15 protein-coding genes are annotated in these 18,017 nt (G+C 74.7%); 12 read left to right on the top strand and 3 right to left on the bottom strand.

Annotated elements, in window-relative coordinates; all coding sequences use genetic code 11:
- Positions 1–60 precede the first annotated feature (60 nt).
- The 6 genes from OG989_RS24590 to OG989_RS24565 all read left to right on the top strand — a co-directional run bounded on the left by OG989_RS24590 (position 61) and on the right by OG989_RS24565 (position 6,268).
- Entirely contained in the window at positions 61–804 is a 744-nt protein-coding gene (locus OG989_RS24590) for an ArsR/SmtB family transcription factor (RefSeq protein ID WP_370518957.1), read from the top strand.
- A gap of 576 nt (positions 805–1,380) precedes the next feature.
- Positions 1,381–2,175, top strand: coding sequence for an isocitrate lyase/PEP mutase family protein (locus OG989_RS24585; RefSeq protein ID WP_327028604.1), 795 nt, complete (start codon positions 1,381–1,383; stop codon positions 2,173–2,175).
- 138 nt (positions 2,176–2,313) lie between these two features.
- A complete protein-coding gene (locus OG989_RS24580) occupies positions 2,314–3,276 on the top strand; it encodes a DUF5715 family protein (RefSeq protein WP_327028603.1) in 963 nt (320 codons plus the stop codon).
- A gap of 4 nt (positions 3,277–3,280) precedes the next feature.
- The gene (locus OG989_RS24575; RefSeq protein WP_327028602.1) at positions 3,281–4,891 is read left to right on the top strand and encodes an asparagine synthetase B family protein; all 1,611 of its coding nucleotides are present in this window, start codon (positions 3,281–3,283) and stop codon (positions 4,889–4,891) included.
- A gap of 108 nt (positions 4,892–4,999) precedes the next feature.
- Positions 5,000–5,932: a PfkB family carbohydrate kinase gene (locus OG989_RS24570; RefSeq protein ID WP_327028601.1), complete on the top strand. Its 933-nt coding sequence runs from the start codon at positions 5,000–5,002 to the stop codon at positions 5,930–5,932.
- 114 nt (positions 5,933–6,046) lie between these two features.
- The gene (locus tag OG989_RS24565) at positions 6,047–6,268 is read left to right on the top strand and encodes a DUF2188 domain-containing protein (RefSeq protein WP_225852266.1); all 222 of its coding nucleotides are present in this window, start codon (positions 6,047–6,049) and stop codon (positions 6,266–6,268) included.
- 69 nt (positions 6,269–6,337) lie between these two features.
- On the opposite strand, the gene OG989_RS24560 is transcribed toward OG989_RS24565, so the two are convergent.
- Entirely contained in the window at positions 6,338–7,789 is a 1,452-nt protein-coding gene (locus OG989_RS24560; protein WP_327028600.1) for an LVIVD repeat-containing protein, read from the bottom strand.
- A 138-nt stretch (positions 7,790–7,927) separates the two neighbouring features.
- On the opposite strand from OG989_RS24560, the gene OG989_RS24555 reads away from it, so the two are divergent.
- The 5 genes from OG989_RS24555 (at position 7,928) to OG989_RS24535 (ending at position 14,012) form a co-directional block, all read left to right on the top strand.
- Positions 7,928–8,614 (top strand): DUF305 domain-containing protein, encoded by a 687-nt coding sequence (locus tag OG989_RS24555; protein WP_327028599.1) that lies wholly within the window; start codon positions 7,928–7,930, stop codon positions 8,612–8,614.
- 67 nt (positions 8,615–8,681) lie between these two features.
- Positions 8,682–9,926, top strand: a complete 1,245-nt coding sequence (locus OG989_RS24550; RefSeq protein ID WP_327028598.1) for a sensor histidine kinase — start codon at positions 8,682–8,684, stop codon at positions 9,924–9,926.
- A complete protein-coding gene (locus tag OG989_RS24545; RefSeq protein ID WP_151455275.1) occupies positions 9,923–10,588 on the top strand; it encodes a response regulator in 666 nt (221 codons plus the stop codon). Before OG989_RS24550 ends, OG989_RS24545 begins: the two co-directional genes overlap by 4 nt.
- 149 nt (positions 10,589–10,737) lie before the next feature.
- Positions 10,738–11,532, top strand: a complete 795-nt coding sequence (locus OG989_RS24540; protein ID WP_327028597.1) for an ABC transporter ATP-binding protein — start codon at positions 10,738–10,740, stop codon at positions 11,530–11,532.
- Positions 11,529–14,012, top strand: coding sequence for an ABC transporter permease (locus OG989_RS24535; protein ID WP_327028596.1), 2,484 nt, complete (start codon positions 11,529–11,531; stop codon positions 14,010–14,012). The genes OG989_RS24540 and OG989_RS24535 overlap by 4 nt, the downstream gene beginning before the upstream one ends.
- 59 nt (positions 14,013–14,071) lie before the next feature.
- Here the strand turns inward: OG989_RS24535 and OG989_RS24530 are convergent, their stop codons facing one another.
- Both OG989_RS24530 and OG989_RS24525 read right to left on the bottom strand, forming a co-directional pair.
- On the bottom strand, positions 14,072–15,334 hold the full coding sequence (locus OG989_RS24530; RefSeq protein WP_327028595.1) for a nucleotide sugar dehydrogenase: 1,263 nt from the start codon (positions 15,332–15,334) through the stop codon (positions 14,072–14,074).
- 142 nt (positions 15,335–15,476) lie between these two features.
- A complete protein-coding gene (locus tag OG989_RS24525; RefSeq protein ID WP_151455279.1) occupies positions 15,477–16,838 on the bottom strand; it encodes a serine/threonine-protein kinase in 1,362 nt (453 codons plus the stop codon).
- Between the two features lie 548 nt (positions 16,839–17,386).
- Here OG989_RS24525 and OG989_RS24520 point away from each other — a divergent pair.
- A complete protein-coding gene (locus OG989_RS24520; RefSeq protein WP_151455280.1) occupies positions 17,387–18,016 on the top strand; it encodes an RNA polymerase sigma factor in 630 nt (209 codons plus the stop codon).
- Position 18,017 lies beyond the last annotated feature (1 nt).

Below are 18,017 nucleotides of genomic sequence, written 5' to 3'. Positions count from 1 at the left end.
GGAGTGGCGAAGCTTCGGTGCCGGCCGCAGGGTGCCCGTGCCAGCATGGTGTCCGTGACCATCCCCGCGCCGGACGGCCGGGCCCTGGCCCGGCTCGCCGCCCTGCTCGCCGACGACACCCGGGCCCGCATCTGCCTGGCTCTGCTCGACGGCCGGGCGTGGACGGCGGGGGAGCTGGCCCGGCTCGCCGGGGTGGCCCCGTCCACCGCCAGCGATCACCTCACCCGGCTCGTCCGGGGCGGGCTGTTGGTCGAGCATCGGCAGGGACGACACCGCTACGTCCAGCTCGCCGGTCCCTCGGCGGCCCAGTTGGTCGAGGATCTGGCTGGCTACGCGCCCGGGCGGTCCGAGCCGGCCCGTTCGCTGCGCGCCGCCCGTGCCGGCGCCGCCCTGGCGTACGCCCGCACCTGCTACGACCACCTGGCCGGGCACCTCGGGGTGCTGCTGCGTGACAGGCTGCTCGCGCGCGGGCTGCTTGACGGCGCCGGCGGGCCGGCGCTCACCTCGGCCGGGCGGGCCTGGTTGGCGGAGCTGGGGGTGCCGGTCGCGCCGCTGCGGGCCGTCCGCCGTCCGCTGGTGCGCGACTGCCTGGACTGGACCGAGCGTCGGCCGCACCTCGCCGGCGCGTTGGGCGCGGCGCTGTACGCCCGCTTCTTCGAGGCGGGCTGGCTGACCCGCAGCGGCGGACGGGAGGTCCGGCTGACCCCGGACGGTGCTCCGGCGCTGGCCGCCGCACTCGGTCTGGCCCCGGCCGACCTCGCGCCGCCCGCGACCGCGCCCGACCGCGGCAGCGGGCGCGCCTGACGGGGCCGCGCCTGACCGGGTCGCGCCCTCGTCCGACTCCTTTCGGCGCCTTCGGACCTCGTTTCTCGATGCAGTTGGCGATGTCTGGAGACGGCCCTGACCTCATTCCTTGAGACGGACGGCGAGGGAGCCGGTCGCCGCCGTCGTTACCGTTAGTGACGGTCGGGTTGGTCACTTGTTGTAACTGTCGACGTCCCGGCAGCCCGGTGCCCTGTGCGCCCTTTGCTCTGCATTCCTCGGCGCACCACCGGGCTGAACTGGGGAGATTCGAAGAGGCGCGATGATCGAGGGCGCGAGTCTCGTTGACCGTCAGTAGCTGTTGCGTATGTGGATGCAGAGCAAAGGGGCCGGAGGCATGATGGCCGGCCGCGCTGAATGTCACGCATAGTGACGGCCTGACTGACGTCGACCGATAGCGACGATCCGTGCAGTGGTCCGGTGGCCCGTTCCGCGCCGGCAGCGCACACGCCGGCAGCCGACGTTTCGGCGGGCGCCGTAGGGTTCCGGCCCTACCGTCGCCGGGAGACGACCGTCGCCGGCCCCACGGGGCCCGACCATGATCGAGGTGGAACCCGGATGAACGCGCGCTGCGCCGCCTTCCACGCCCTGCACCGCGCCGCCCGGCCGCTGCTGCTGCCCAACGCCTGGGACCACGCCAGCGCTGCCGCGTTCGCGGCGCGCGGGTACCCGGCGGTCGGCACCACCAGCCTGGGGGTCGCCGCTGCCGCCGGCGTGCCGGACGCGGCGGCCGCCACCCGGGCGGAGAACCTCCGCCTGGCCCGGGCGCTGCGCCCGCTGCCGGTGCTGGTGACCGTTGACGTGGAGGCGGGGTACGCCGACGACCCGGCGGTCGTCGCCGGGCTGGCGGCGGAGCTGGCCGCGCTCGGCGTGGTGGGGCTGAACGTCGAGGACGGGCGGGCGGACGGCACCCTCGACCCGCCCGAGCTGGCGGCGGCGAAGGTGGCCGCCATCAAGGCCGCGGCGCCCGACCTGTTCGTCAACGCCCGCACCGACCCGTGGTGGCTCGGCACGCCCGATCCCCTGCCGGAGGCCCTGCGCCGGGCCCGCGCCTACCTGGCCGCCGGGGCGGACGGGATCTTCGTGCCCGGGGCGCCGGACGCCGCCACCGTCGCCGCGCTCGTGGCGGGGATCGACGCGCCGCTGAACGTGCTGCACCGGCCGGGCGGGCCCACCCTCGACGAGCTGCGGGCGCTCGGCGTGGCCCGGGTGAGCACGGGCTCGCTGCTGTTCCGGGCCGCGCTGGGCGCCGCCCTGGACGCCCTGGACGCCGTCCGGTCCGGCGCCGCGCCGCGCGCGGAACCGCCCTCGTACGCCGAGGTGCAGCGGTTGAGCGGGGCGTCCCGACCGTGACCCTTCGTGCGCGGCAGTGACCGCCGTGCGTTCCGAAGGAGTAGATAGGAGGATTGTTCGGACTTCTCCCGTCCGGTCTGATTACGGTGTGTGCAGGGCGATGCACAGTGATGCCGTGACGGGAGAGAGGACCCGACCATGCGAGTGCCCAGCCGTAGCCCGGGACAGCAGCCCGGCTCCTCCGTCACACCCGCCGCCCCGGCCCGGCGGCGCGCGTTCTCCACCCCGACGCGGCCCGCCGCAACGCCGGACCTCGACGCCTACCGGGCCGCCGTGGCCGAGCTTTTGGTCGAGGTCGGCGCCCTGGCCGGCGCGTCCTGCACCGCCGCCCGCCAGGTGCTGATCGACGACCGGCTGCGCGAGCCCGCGATCGCCGCCGTGCTCGACGCCACCCCGCAGGGGCTGATCGGCGCCCGCGAGACGCTGCTGCTGGAGATGGCCCGCTACCAGCCCAACGCGCGCAGCTCCGCCGCCGACCTCACCGCGCTGGTCCGGATCTACCTGCTCTCCCGCGTCGACGTGATGTGGTGGCGCGACACCCCGACCTACCTCACCGACGCCCAGGTGGACGCCAGCCCCGACCTGGTCGACCTGGAGTGGCTGCGCCGCCGGGACCTGCTGAACTTCCGCTACACCGAGCAGCCGCGGACGCTGCTCCGCCGCGGGCTGCGGGCGGTGCGGCGCCGGCTGCGGCCCGACGCCACGCCGCGCACCGCCGGACTGCGGTTCCGGCGGGCCCGCCGCGAGATGGTGGCGCTGCTCAACGACATCGCCCGGCAGTTCGCCGCCAGCACCCCGCCCGCCACGCCGCCGCTGTGGGTGACCAGCCTGGTCCGCAGCGCCGAGCACCAGCACCGGCTGCGCCGACTCGGGTACGCGGCCATGTTGCCCAGCGGGCACTGCCTCGGCTGGGCGGTCGACGTCGAGATGGAGTGGTTCGGCCGCTTCGGCGCGCGGGACACCCTGGCCGAGCTGCTGCTGGCACGGCAGCGGGCCGGCGAGGTCAACGTGGTCGACGAGGGGCAGGCGTGGCACCTGTGCCTCGCGCCGGCGGCGCGGCGGCGGCTGCGTCGGGCGTACGAAGCCGAGATGGGGGTCTGAGCCGATGTGTGGCATCGCGTTGAGCCTGGGCCCCGAGGCCGATCCGACGATCTTCCGGCGGATGCTCGCCACCCTCGCCCCGCGCGGCGAGGTCACCGAGACCCGCTACGAGAACGGCCTGCTCACCGGCACCCGTCGGCTGCCGATCGTGGACCGCGAACGCGCCGTGCAGCCGTGGGCCTCCGCCGACGAGCGGTGGCTGCTCTGCTACAACGGCGAGGTCTTCAACCACCCCGAGCTGCGCGCGGAACTGGTCCGGCTGGGACACCGCTTCCGCGGCACCGGCGACACCGAGGTGGTGCTCGCCGCGTTCCTGCGGTGGGGCGAGGGCATGGTGACCCGGCTGCGCGGCGAGTACGCCTTCGCCGTCGTGGAACGGGCCACCGGCCGGGCCTACCTGGTCCGGGACCCGCTCGGCGTCAAGCCGTTGTACTGGGCCCGGACGCCCGGCTGCCTGCACGTCGCCAGCGAGGTCAAGGCGCTGGTCGGGCACCGCGTGCCGATCGTCGAGGTGCCGCCCGGGCACCACGGCTGGGTCGAGCCCGACGGGCCGGTCCGGCTGCGCGCGTACGTCGACCTGCTCACCCTTGGCGACGGGCTGCCGGTGGTGGACGACCCGGACGAGGCCGCCCTGCTCGTCCGTGCCGCCCTCACCGACAGCATCCGGATGCGGGTGGACACCGACCTCACCGTCGGGGTGGTGCTCTCCGGCGGGCTGGACAGCTCGCTGGCCCTGCTGCACGTGCGCGAGATGCACTCCGACTGCGTCGCGGTCACGGTCGGCGTGCCCGACAGCCCCGACGTCGCGTACGCGCGGCGGCTCGCGAAGGACCTGGGGGTGCCGCACGAGGTGGTCGAGCTGCGCCCGCGCGACATCCGGCTGGCCGACATCCGGGAGGCCATCCGGATGTCCGAGCTGACCGAGTACGGCGACATCATCAACGCGGTGGTCACCGTGCCGCTGTTCCGCCGGCTGCGGGAGCTGGGCGTGAAGGTGGTGCTCACCGGCGACGGCTCCGACGAGCTGTTCGGCGGCTACCCGATGTACCACGAGGTCGGCCCCGAGGCGTCCCGCCGGCTCTTCCTGCACAAGATCCGCAACCTCTGCCGTACGGAGTTGCAGCGCGTCGACCGGGCCAGCATGGGGCACGGGGTGGAGGCCCGCGTGCCGTTTCTCGACCTGAGCCTGGTCGAGCTGGCGATGCGGCTGCCGATCGGGCTGAAGATGCGCGACGGGCAGGAGAAGTGGATCGTCCGTCGGGCCTTTGCCGACCTGCTGCCCGACTACGTCCGGCGCCGGCCGAAGAACCCGATGTCGTACTCCTCGGGGCTGCACGAGCGGGCCCGGCTCTACAAGCCGCTCTTCGCCCGGCTGCACCGCTCGTTCGGCTACCACCTGCTCGAACCGGTGCGCCGCGACTTCGACACGGTGCTGACCCGGTGCGGCAACGACCTGGACCGGGCCATCGCCGACGGCAGGGCCCGACCCGACTACACCGTCCTGGAGCACGCCCGCGACCTGGTGGGCGCGGCGAAGTGGAACGCCGCCCCGATGGTGCGCCGGCTGGTCGGGCCGCGTCGCACGCGCGGCGACGAGGCGCCGCTGCCCGGTTGACCGCGCGCCACGCACCCCTCGCGTCGTCGGCCGGGGCGCGCCTCGCCAACGGCGACGCCTCCCGCGCGGCGCGGATCAACCCGGGCGCTCGCGGGTAGTGCTCCGGGCATGGCGGGACTGGACGTGATGGTGGTCGGGCAGGTGGCGCGGGACCTCGTGCTGCGGGTGGACGAGGTGCCGGAGGCCGGCGGGACCGCCCCGGTACGGCGGCGGCGCGAGCTGCTCGGCGGCAAGGGGGCCAACCAGGCCGTCGGGCTGGCGCAGCTCGGCGCCGCCGTCGGTCTGCTCGGGGTGGTCGGCGACGACGAGGTGGGGGAGCGGCTGCTGGCGCTGGCGCGGGCCGACGGCATCGACGTCCAGTGGGTACGGCGCCGGCCCGGCACCCCGACCGCGCTCATCGTCGACGTCGTGGACGCCGACGCCGACTGGCGCTACCTCGAGGACGTTGCCGAGGCCACCCTGCTCACCCCCGACGACGTCGCCGGGGCGGCATCCGCGCTGCGGGCCGCACGGGCCGTGCTGGTGCAGCTCCAGCAGCCGGCGCGGGCCGCCCTGGCCGCGGCCCGGATCGCCCGGGAGGCCGGCCGGCTGGTCGTGCTCGACGGCGCGCCGACCGACGCGGCCGACGCCGACGCGCTGCTCGCCCTCGCCGACGTGCTGCGGGCCGACGCGCAGGAGGTGGAGCTGATCACCGGCCACGCGCCGCGCGACGCCGAGGCGGGGCTCGCCGCGGGGCGTGGGCTGCTGCGTCGCGGCCCGTCGCTGCTGGCCGTCGAGGTGGCCGGGAAGGGCAACGCGTTCGTCTGGCCGGACGGCGAGCTGTTCCTGCCGTTGAGCGAGACGCCCACCGTGGACGACACCGGCGCCGGGGACGCGTTCGTCGCCGCGCTGACCCTCGGCGTGCTGCGCGGCGAGCCCCGGGAGCGGGTCGCCCGGCACGCGGTCGCGGCGGCCGGTGCGACCGTCGGCCATCCGGGCGGCCGGCCCGCGCTGACGCCGGAGGCGATCCGCGCGCAGCTCGACCGGATCCCGGCCACGTGACGGACGGTCACTTCCTCGGTACGCCGGCGGCGGACGGTTTGTCCACGGAGGAGGGTTTTCCGCCTCAGTGGCCCGGGTATCCCGGTGGACCTGACCGAGAGGCGGGTGACTGACATGAAGCGCAACCAGTACCACGTCGTACCGAACGACGGCGGCTGGAAGGTCGAGCAGGGCAACCAGGTCGTCGGCACGTTCGACACCAAGCAGCTCGCCGTCGAGGCGGGGCGCCGGGCGGCGCACGGCAACGAGCCGAGCCAGCTCGTCGTGCACACGTCCGACGGCAAGATCGAGACGGAGTACACCTACCAGGACGACCCGTACCCGCCGGCCGGCTGACCGGCGCGTCCACGACGGACACGGACGGGCCCGACCCCGGTGGGGGGCGGGCCCGTCGGCGCGTTGCGACTACCAGCTCAGGTAGCTGGGCTGGGTCTGCACGTTCAGCTCGCGGTAGCGGACGAGGTTCGCCGTCCAGGTCCGCCAGTCGGTCAGCTTGAGGACGTCGAAGCCCTTGGCCATGTCGTTGGAGTAGATGTAGCCGTTGTAGTAGTACGCCGACCAGGAGCCGCCGCCGACGAGCCGGTCGATCGAGATCGGACCCCGCTCCCAGAACGCGATCTCCTGCGGGTTGGCCGAGTCGGTGAAGTCCCAGACGGAGATGCCGCCCTGGTACCACGCCTGGACCATGATGTCGCGCCCGAGCACCGGGATCAGCGAGCCGTTGTGCGCCACGCAGTTCTCGGTGTCGGCGTTCATCCGGGGGATCTTGTAGTAGCTGCGGAAGACCATCGTCCGGGCGTCGCCGCGACCGGTGATGTCGTAGATGGCGTTGGCGCCCCGCTCCGGTCCGACGGCCTCGTTGCAGGTGGCCGCGCTGCCGCCGCCCAGCTCGTCGGTGAAGACCACCTTGGTGCCGGCGTTGTTGAACGTGGCCGAGTGCCAGAACGCGAAGTTGACGGTGTCCCGGACCCGGTTGATCAGCCGGGGGGCCTCCCGGTTCGAGATGTCCATCAGCACGCCGTCACCCATGCACGCGCCCGCGGCGAGGTTCTTCTCCGGGTACGCCGTGATGTCGTGACAGCCGGTGGTCGCCGAACCGCCGGGCCGGCCCTCGTAGCCGCCGTCGGGGAAGAGGTTCGGGGAGGCCACCACCGCCGCGTCCGTGGGCGACTTCACCGGCACCTTCACGATGGAGATGGAGTCGTGCGGGGGCTGGCAGTCGGGGAACTCCGCCCGCGGGCTGTACGAGGAGACGTACAGGTAGACGGTCTTGCGGTTCTTGCCCGGCACGAGGGTGTGGGTGTGCGACCCGCAGGCCGTCTCCACCGCCTTGACGTAGCGGGGGTTGGCCTTGTCGCTGATGTCGAAGACCTTGATGCCCTCCCAGGACGCCTTCTCCGTCGCCGGCGCGCTGGTGCTGTTGCAGGAGTCGTCGCTGCGGGAGGAATCGGTGGAGAGGAACAGCAGGTCACCGTGGACGGAGATGTCGTTCTGCGACCCGGGGCAGTACACCTGCGACACCACCGTCGGCGCGGTCGGCCGGGAGATGTCGTAGATGACGAAGCCGTTGTAGTTGCCGGCGAAGGCGTAGCGGCCCTGGAAGGCGAGGTCGCTGTTGGTGGCGTCCAGCGGCGCCTGCTTCGGCAGGTTGGCGATCTGCCGGAGGTTGGGGCTGCTGACGATCTCGTCGACGCCCGGGATGGTGTTGGTGGTGTCCGCCGTGCCCGAGGGGGCGGACTGCGCCGCCACGCCGGCACTTCCCGGCGTGGCGGTGGCGACGCTGGCGAGGAGTAGACCGGCCGCGGCCAGGCTCACGGTGGTGAGCCGCCTGGCCCGCAAGGTGCGGAAACTGGTCATCGGCGACGTCCTTCGCAAGGGGATGACGATGGTGGACACCTTACCGTCCAGAGAGTTCCATCGATGTGATGTGAATCACATCGAAGCCCGTTCGTCGATGGATAGCATCGCCATGACCTCTACCGGGGGGAGTGGCCCATGACCAACCGCCGCGCGCGGACCCTCGCCGTCGTCACAGCCGCGTGTCTGCTGACGGTGGCGGTCGTCCTCCTGTCCCGTGCCGCCGACAACCCGACCGCGGTGCCGGCGGGACAGACCGCCGCCCCGACGTCCGCCCCGGCCGGTCCGAGCCGACCCCCGGTGATCGTTCCCGGTCGGCCCGGCGAGACCGCCGCGGTCCGGCCCGCCGAGGAGCTGCGCGACGCCACCACGGCCCGGCACAACTCGATGGACATCTGGTTCGTCCGGATGATGATCCCGCACCACGCCCAGGCGCTCGAGATGGCGGAGTTGGCCGGTGACCGCGCCGGCGACCCGGCCCTGCGCGCCCTCGCCGAGCGGATCCGGGCCAGCCAGGGCCCCGAGATCGGCCTGATGCGGGGCTGGTTGCAGGCGCGCGGGCTCTCCACCGAGGTGGCCGGGCACGACCACGAGGGCATGCGGGGCATGCAGACGCCCGAGGCCATCCGGCAGCTCGCGGCGGCGCGGGGCGCCGAGTTCGACCGGCTCTTCGTGCGGATGATGACGGAGCACCACCAGGGCGCGGTCCAGATGGCCACGGACCTGCTCAAGGTCGGCGCCGACCTCACCCTGTCGGAGTTCGCCAACTCCGTCGCCACCGAGCAGACCGTCGAGATCGACCGGATGCGCGAGCTGCTGGCCTGACCCGGGCGGGCGGCCCGGTCCCGGGCTCGGGGCGGAGTGACCCCCTGACCTGCGGCACGTACGCTGGGTGACCGTGAACCGCGCGATCCTCGGCCGCCCGCTGCGCGGCGTCGCCTTCGACGCCTTCGTCTCCGCCACGGTGGCGCTCCTCGGCCTCGCCGGCATGGCGAACCAGCCCGGCGGTGGGAGGGCCACCCTGGTCGGGGCCGCGATGGCGGTGGCGCTGCTGTTCCGCCGGGCCCACCCGTCGGCGGTCGCCGCCGTGGTGGCCGCGCTCGCGATGGTGCAGGTGGTCGCCGGGTGGGGGCCGTTGCCCTTCGACGTCGCGGTGCTGATCGCCCTCTACAGCGTCATCAAGTACGCCGACCGGCTCCGCGACGGGGTCCTCGCCGGGATCGGCGCCGCCGTCGGGGTGGTGCTCGCCGGCCTCCAGACCTCGGGAGCCATCGCCTGGTGGGCGGCGGCGATCTACTACGGGCTGGTCACCGGGGCGGTCTGGCTGGTCGGGCTGAACGTGCGTACCCGCCGGCTCTACGTGTTCAGCCTGGAGGAGCGGGCCGCCACCCTGGAGCGGGAACGCGAGGCGGAGGCGCGCGCCGCGGTCGCCGAGGAACGCACCCGCATCGCCCGCGAACTGCACGACGTGGTGGCGCACAGCATGGCGGTGATGATCGTGCAGGCCGACGGGGCGCGGTTCATGCTCGACCGGGACCCGGAGACCGCCCGCCAGGCGGTGAAGGTGGTCGCCGACACCGGCCGGCAGGCGCTGGAGGAGATGCGCCGGCTGGTCGGCGTACTGCGGGAGCCCGACGCGCCGGACGCGCAGGCCGGGCCCGGCGCGGCGGGTGCGCCCGGCGACGCCGGGGCGACCGCCGACCCGGCGCACCGCCGGTTGGCGCTGACGGAGCTGCCCGCCCTGCTCGACCGGTTCCGCGCCGCCGGCCTCCGGGCCCGGCACGCGGTCACCGGGGAGCCGGTGTCGATGCCGCCCGGGCTGGAACTGACCGTCTACCGGGTGGTGCAGGAGGGGCTGACCAACGCCCTGAAGCACGCCGGGGTCGGCGCCGACGTCGAGGTCACCGTCGCGCACGCCGGCGACGCCGTGATGGTCCGGGTGGTCGACGACGGGCGTGGCCGGCCGCCGGTCAGTCCCGCGCCGTCCGGTGGGCACGGCCTGGTGGGCATGCGCGAGCGGGTCGGCGTGTACGACGGCAGCCTCACCGCGGGCCCGCGGCTCGCCGGGGGCTGGCAGGTCGAGGCGCGGCTGCCGCTACCGTCGACGTCCCCGACGACGGAGGTGACGGCGGCATGACGGTCCGCGTGGTGATCGTGGACGACCAGGCGCTGGTCCGCGCCGGGTTCCGGATGGTGCTGGGCTCCCAGCCGGACCTGGAGATCGTCGGCGAGGCGATCGACGGGGCCGACGCCCTGCGGCTGCTGGCCCGCGTCGAGGCCGACGTCGTGGTGATGGACGTCCGGATGCCGACCATGGACGGGGTGGAGGCGACCCGCCGGATCTGCCGGGACCGTCCCGCCGGACCGCCCCGGGTGCTGGTGCTCACCACCTTCGACACCGAGGCCGACGCCTTCGCCGCGCTCCAGGCGGGCGCCAGCGGCTTCCTGCTCAAGAACGTCCCACCCGAGGAGCTGCTGGCGGCCATCCGGGTGGTCGCCCGGGGCGACTCGGTGGTCGCCCCGCCCATCACCCGGCGGCTGCTCGACCGGTTCGCCGGCCGGCTCGGCCCCGGGCCCGCCGAGGACCCCCGGATCGGCCAGCTCACCGAACGCGAGCGGGAGATCCTCCTGCTGGTGGCGCAGGGCCTCTCCAACGCGGAGATCGCCGCCCGGGTGCACGTCGCCGAGGCCACCGTGAAGACGCACGTCGGGCGGATCCTCGCCAAGCTCCAGCTCCGCGACCGGGTGCAGGCCGTGGTGCTGGCGTACGAGACGGGGCTGGTCACCCCCGGCGGCTGAGCCGGTCTACGACCCAGGTCGTACGGGCCCACCCCGTCAGGGGCTCCCGAGGTCGCAGCGGGATCACCACGCGCGGGTGGACGCGGCCGGACCGGCGGCGCCCATAGCGTCGGAGACGTCCCAGCCACGATCTCCACGGGGAGCTCCACGTGTCCGTCGCACCTCCCGCGCACGCCACCGCCGGCGTGGCGGTCACCGCCCGCGGCCTGTCCAAGCGGTACGGCGCCGGCCAGGCCGCCGTCGTCGCCCTCGACGGGGTCGACGTCGACTTCGCCGCCGGCCGGTTCACCGCCATCATGGGCCCCTCCGGCTCCGGCAAGTCCACCCTCATGCACTGCCTCGCCGGCCTGGACCGGCCCACCTCCGGCAGCGTGCGCATCGGCGACGCCGACCTCGCCGGCCTCGACGACAAGCGGCTCACCCTGCTGCGCCGCGACCGGGTCGGCTTCGTGTTCCAGAAGTTCAACCTGCTGCCGGCGCTGACCGCCGAGGAGAACATCGTGCTGCCCCTGGCGATCGCCGGCCGGCGGCCGGAGCGGGCCTGGCTGCGCCAGGTCGTCGTGGCGGTGGGTCTCGCCGACCGGCTGCGCCACCGTCCCGCCGAGCTCTCCGGCGGCCAGCAGCAGCGGGTGGCGGTCGCCCGCGCCCTGATCACCAAGCCGTGGGTGATCTTCGCCGACGAGCCGACCGGCAACCTGGACTCCCGCTCCGGCGCCGAGGTGCTGCGCCTGCTCCGCGAGGCCGTCGACACTCTCGGCCAGACGGTGATCATGGTGACCCACGACCCGTCGGCCGCCGGGCACGCCGACCGGGTGGTCTTCCTCGCCGACGGCCGGCCGGTACGCGACCTCACCGCGCCGACCGCCGAGCGCGTGCTCGACGCGCTCGCCGGCCTCGACGCGGCACGCGTACCGGCCGCCGGCCGCGAGGCGGTGACCCGGTGATCAGGACGACCCTGCGCCAGCTCCGCGCCGAGGCACTGCGCCTGATGCTCTCCTCGCTGGCCATCGTGCTCGGCGTCGCGTTCATCGCCGGCACGCTGATCTTCGTCGACGGGATGCGCACCGGCGCGTACGAGCGGGCCGGCGCGTTCGACCGGCACACCGACCTCGCCGTCCACTCCACCACCGACGACCCGTTGCCGGCCACGCTGGTCGAGAAGGTGCGTTCCCTCGACGGGGTCGCCGCCGCCGAGGGGGAGCTGCTCGGCTCCGGCGGCATCGTCGGCGCCGACGGCCGCCCCGTGCTCGGCTACGCCGTCCTCGCCGCCATCCCCGTCGACGAGGCGCTGCGCTCGTACGACGTGGTGGCCGGCCGGCTGCCCGACCGCCCCGGCGAGGTGGTGCTGGACGCGCCCACCGCGGCGGAGGAGGGCTTCGCCCTCGGCGCGCCCGTACGCGTCGGCGGCAGCGGGGGAGCGGCCCGCCCGTACACGCTGGTCGGCACGGTCGACGTGGCCGGCACCGCCCGCGACGTCGGCGGTCCGTTCATCGGCCTGGTCGGCGCGGACGCCCTCGCGGTGACCGGCCAACGCGGCTACGACCGGATCATGGTGGCCGCCCGGCCGGGCCCGGCCGACGAGGCGCTCGTCGAGCGGACCGCCGAGGCCGTCGGCGCCGGCGCGACCGTCAAGACCCGGCAGCGGATCCTCGACGACGCCGTGACCGACGCGGTCCGCGACCTCCAGCAGTTCAACATGGCGCTGCTGACCTTCGCCGGGGTCGCCGTCGTGGTCGCCGGCTTCGTCATCGCCAACACCTTCGCGATCGTGCTGGCGCAGCGGATCCGGCGGACCGCGCTGCTGCGGCTGGTCGGCGCGACCCGGGGCCAGCTGTTCCGCGCCGCGCTGCTGGAGGCCGCGCTGCTCGGGCTGGTCGCCTCCGCGGTCGGCGTGCTGATCGGCGTGGCCCTGGCCGGCGGCATGAACCAGGTGATGGCGCGCCTCGACGCGCCGGCCCCCGGCGGGCTCACCGTCACCGGATCGACCGTGCTGGTCAGCCTGCTCCTCGGCACGGCGATCACGATGGGCGCCGCCCTGCTGCCCGCGTGGCGGGGCACCCGGATCGCCCCGGTCGCCGCGCTCACCGACGCGGCGGTCCAACCCGCCCGGGGCGCCGGCCGGCTCCGGCTGACCGTCGGGGCGCTGGTCTTCGCCGCCGGGATCGCCGCGCTGGTCGGCGCCGCGTACGCCGTCCAGGTGGTGCTCGTGGCCGCCGGTGGCGTGCTCACCTTCTTCGGCATCGTGCTCTTCGGCCCGGTGCTCGTGCCGGCGCTGGTCCGGGTGCTGGGGTGGCCGGCCCGCCGGCTGTTCGGCGCCACCGCCGGCCTGGCCGTGGCGAACGCCGTACGCAATCCACGCCGGATCGCCGCGACCGCCACGGCCCTGGTGATCGGGATCGGTCTGGTGTCGGCCTTCGTGGTCGGCGCCCGCAGCACCAAGGACGGCATCGAGCGCAGCGTGGACGCCGAGATCGGGGTCGACTGGCTGGTCACCGGGATCGGCGGGAGTTTGCCGGCGCCGCTGGTGGCCGAGCTGCGCGCCCGGCCCGAGCTGGCGGTGGTGCACGAGCAGCGCGGCGCCGTCGCTGCCGGCGTGCAGATCCAGGCCGCGCACCCCGCCCTGGTGGCCCGGACGCTGACGGGCGTCGTGGCGGGGGACGTCGACCGGCTGGGCCCCGGATGGGTGCTGGTGCACCGGGAGCTGGCCGAGGCCCGGGGCTGGACGACCGGCTCCACCGTCACCGTGCGCGGCCGGTCGTTACGGGTGGCCGCGGTCGTCACCGCCGACGGACCGGCACTCGCCGGCAGCCCCGTCCCCGACGGCCACGTGATCGACGTGGTGGACGCCGACTTCGCCGCCATCTTCCCCGACGAGCGGGGCTTCCTGGCCGAGATCGACCCCGCCGACGGGGTCTCCGCCGACCGGGCCCGGGCCGCCGTCGAGGCGGTGGTCGCCCGCTATCCGACGGCCAACCTGATGGACCAGGGCGCGTACAAGAAGATGCTCACCGCCACGGTCGACATGCTGCTCGCCCTCGTCACCGCGCTGCTGGGCCTGGCCGTGGTGATCGCGCTGGTCGGGGTCGCCAACACGCTGAGCCTGTCGGTGGTGGAACGGACCCGGGAGAACGCCGTGCTGCGGGCGGTCGGCCTGACCCGCGGGCGGATGCGCGCCATGCTGGCCGTCGAGGCGGTGCTGATGGCGCTGGTCGGCGCGCTGCTCGGGGTCGGCCTGGGCACCGGCGTCAGCGCCGCCGCGATGGCCCTGCTGGCCCGGATCAGCGGCGACTTCGCCGTGGTGCTGCCGGTGGGGCAGCTGGGTCTGATCCTCGGGGTCGCGGTGGTGGCCGCCCTGGTCGCCTCGGTGCTGCCGGCGCGCCGGGCGCTGTCCCGGCCGGTGGTCGAGGCGCTCGGCGACCAGTGACAGCCGCCGGCCGGTCCCGTCGCCCGTCCGGGTGACGGGACCGGCCAGCGGTGCCGGGTCTACAGGCGTTCCACCACCGGGCCGGCACACCGGTTGCGGGTGTCGAAGACGTACCGGGCGTGCCGGGTCACCAGGTCGTAGTCGAAGTCGTCGTGGTCGGTGACCACCACCACCGCGTCCGCCGCCCGGACCTCCCGCTCGGTCAGCTCCACCACGAGCACACCGCCCGGGATCTGGTGCGGCTCCGCGTACGGCTCCACCGCCCGGACGTCCGCGCCGAGGGCCTGCAGGCGCTGGGCCACGTCGACGGCGGGGGAGTCCCGCATGTCACCGGTGTTCTTCTTGTACGCCAGCCCGAGCAGCAGCAGCCGGGCCCCGCTGACGGCACGACCGGCCCGGTTCAGCCCGTTCATGACCCGTCGGGCCACGTGCTCGGGCATCTCGTGGTTGACGTCGTTGGCCAGCTCGATGAACCGGAACTGCCGCCCGAGGCGCCGCTTGACCTGCCAGGACAGGTAGCACGGGTCGATCGGCAGGCAGTGCCCGCCGACCCCCGGGCCGGGCCGGAACGGCATGAAGCCGAACGGCTTGCTCTCCGCCGCCTCGATCGCCTGCCAGACGTCGATGTCGAGGTGGTGGGAGAGCATCGTCAGCTCGTTGATCAGGGCGATGTTCACCTGGCGGAACGTGTTCTCGATCAGCTTGGTCAGCTCCGCCACCCGGGTGGAGTCCACCGGCACGGTCCGTTCCACGAGCCGGCGGTAGAACCCGTCCACCCGGGCGAGCGCGACCGCGTCCATCCCGGAGACCACCTTCGGGGTGTTCTCCAGGCGCCAGGTCGGGTTGCCCGGGTCGATCCGCTCGGGGCTGTAGCCCAGGTGGAAGTCGCCCGGGCTGAGCAGCCCGCTGGCCGACTCCAGCAGCGGGCGCAGCAGCTCCTCCGTGGTGCCGGGATAGGTGGTGGACTCCAGGATCACCGTGCAGCCCGGCCGCACGTACGGGCCGATGCCGACGCCGGCCTGCTCCACGAAGCTGAGGTCGGGCGTGCCGTCGCGCAGCGGCGTGGGCACCGTGATCACGCAGATGTCGAAGCCCTCCGCGTCGGTGTACGCCGTGCTCGGCCGGTACCGGCCGCTGCCCAGCGCGCTGCCCAGCCGGTCGGCGGGGATGTCCTCGACGAACGACTCGCCCGACGCGAGCCGCTTGACCCGGTCGGAGTCGACGTCGAGGCCGACCACGTCCAGGCCGGCCTCGACGGCTCGCATGGCCAGCGGCAGGCCGACGTATCCCTGGCCGATGACGACCAACTTCTCAACGCTCACCCGGGCTCCTGAGGCAGAGGGCGGAAAGTGCCTGCTGGGGAGCCTAGAGTGATTTCTGTGCCCGTACGTCCGGTTTGGGGTTATCGGTGCCAGTGGGACCGGCGTGGCGTCACCACGGGATCACGCGGCCGGGCGCCGGCGCTCAGACCGCAGGCGGATTGGCCGGCTCGACCGGGGTGGTCTGGGTCGGGGTCGGCTCCGTCGGCGGCGTGGTCTGCGTCGGGGCGGTGCTGGTGCTGGGCGTGGCCACCGGCGGATCGTCGGTCTTGGTGGGATCCGGCGACTCCGGAGCCGCCGACCCGCTCGGCTGGGGCGAGACCGGCGGCGCGGTGGCCGACGGCGAGGGGCTGGCGGTGGAGCCGGTGGGCCGGAACGGCCGCCCGGGGTCGACGGGGGCGTCCTCCTGCTTCACCGGCGCCTCGGCGCCGCCGCTCGGCTCCGCGGCCGGAGTGGTCGCCTGCGGGACCTTGACCGCCGGCGCGTCGGCCTCGCGCGACGCGCCGAGCGCCGCGCCGAGGCCGGCCAGCGCCACCAGCACCGCCGTGGCCGCGCCGACCAGGGTGCCGCGTCGCCTCCGGCGGGCCACGGTCGCGGCGACCGGCACGTCGGTGCGGGTGCCCGGGTCGACGCCGCCCGCCGCCGCGGCGGCGGGCACCATGGCGGTCGGCGCGGAGGGGTCGGACACGGCGGCGCGGGCGGCCTCGGCCATCGCCGCCGCGCTGCTGAACCGGTCGGCCGGATCCTTGGCCAGGGCGCGGGAGACCAGCGCGCGGACCGCCTCCGGAACGTCGTGCGGCAACTCCGGCGGCTCGTCGTCGAGGTGGCGCACGGCGACCTGCAGCGGGTTGTCGCCGGTGAACGGCGGGCTGCCGCTCAGGCAGCAGTAGGTCACCGCGCCGAGGGCGTAGATGTCGGTCGCGCCGGACACCGGCCGGCCGGCGGCCTGCTCCGGCGCCATGTAGAGCGCGGTGCCCGGCACGGCGTTCGTGCTGGTGATGCTGGTGATGTTGGTCGACCGGGCGACGCCGAAGTCGACCAGCACGACACTGCCGTCCTCCTGCACCAGCAGGTTGCTCGGCTTGACGTCGCGGTGCACGATCCCGCCGAGGTGCGCGGCGTGCAGCGCCTGCGCGACCTGCGCGACGATCGCCATCGTCTCGGCCACGTCGAGACGCCCGACGGCCTCGATGCGCTTGGACAGCGGCTGGCCGGTCACGAACTCCATGACCAGGTAGTCGGCCCGCCCGCCGTCGGGCAGGTCGTCCTCGCCGCTGTCGAAGACCTGGACGATGCCCGGGTGGCGCAGGGCGGCCATGATCCGGGCCTCGGCACGGAAGCGGGCGATGAAGTCGGGGTCGGAGACCAGCGCCGGCAGCAGGACCTTGACCGCGACCTGTCGGCCGAGGACGAGGTCCTTGCCCCGCCAGACGTCGCCCATGCCGCCCGTGGCGACACGCTCGTCCAGGCGGTAGCGACCGCTGAGTACGACCTCCGATGACAACACAGCATTACCGTACCCAGGCTGGCGGGGATCGGCGCGCCGCGTGCCGTCGGGTCGGCCCGCGCCGACCGCGCGGTGGGGGCGGCGGGACCGTACCCGCCTCGGATAGGCTGTGAGCGTCCGTGGACCGTGTGTGACGACATTCCCCCCATGCCCGTCGTGGGCTGGTCGAATGCGCCGCCGCCCGCGCCCGTCGGCAGGGTGCAGCGTCCCGGGCCGCCGCGCCGTTACGGCGACCGACCGGCCGAACGGCTAGATAATTCTCACTCTTCTGCCCACCGGAGCGGGCTTGCCCGATCGACCCGGCGCTCCTAGCGTTAGCCCGACTCGGGCCCGCCCCACGGCGTCGCCGCGGCACCTGCGCCACCGGCCGTGCCGCCACGGCAGGAGTCCAGACGTACCGTCCGGGCGACGCGGTCCCGGGCGTGATCAGGTCAGCGGGGGGCTGAGGGTGCGGGATCAGGTCCGTCTGCCGGACCGTGCTTGCCTCGCGCACGCCCACGTGGGCGTGCGCCGCCTGTGCGTGTCCACGGCACGGAAGCGGCGACCACATGGCCGGTGAGCTGAACGAGGCCGTCGTGGCGGCGCAGGCCGGCGACGAGGACGCCTTCCGCTTCCTCTACCGCAGCCTCCAGCCCGGCCTGCTCCGATACCTGACCGCCCTGGTCGGCGCGGACGCCGAGGACGTCGCCTCGGAGACCTGGTTGCAGGTCTCCCGCGACCTGCCCAGCTTCACCGGCGGCGAGTTCCGGGCCTGGACCGTCACCATCGCCCGCAACCGGGCCATGGACCACCTGCGCCGGCAACGCCGTCGTCCCTCGCTGCCCGTGCCGGTGCAGGCGCTCGCCGAACTGGCCGGCGACGCCGACACGGCCGAACGGGCCGGCGAGACGATCGGCACCGAGGCGGCGCTCGCGCTGATCGCCACCCTGCCGCCCCGCGAGGCCGAGGCCGTCCTGCTGCGCGCCGTCGTCGGGCTGGACGCCGAGACCGCCGGGCGGGTACTCGGTCGCCGGGCCGGTGCCGTGCGTACCGCCGCCCACCGGGGGCTGCGCCGGCTCGCCGTCCTGATGGAACGCTACGACCCGAGCCGGTCGCCGGCCGCCCCCGAGGCCGCCGCGGCGCCCCGACCGCGTACCGGCCGGCGGCAGACGTCGCACGCCGAACCGGCGGACGGTTGAC

Origin of the sequence: Micromonospora sp. NBC_01740 (genome assembly GCF_035920365.1) — a bacterium.
Taxonomy (GTDB): domain Bacteria; phylum Actinomycetota; class Actinomycetes; order Mycobacteriales; family Micromonosporaceae; genus Micromonospora; species Micromonospora reichwaldensis.
The sequence above is the reverse complement of the archived record's forward strand: the minus strand, read 5'-3'. Positions and strand labels throughout refer to the sequence as shown.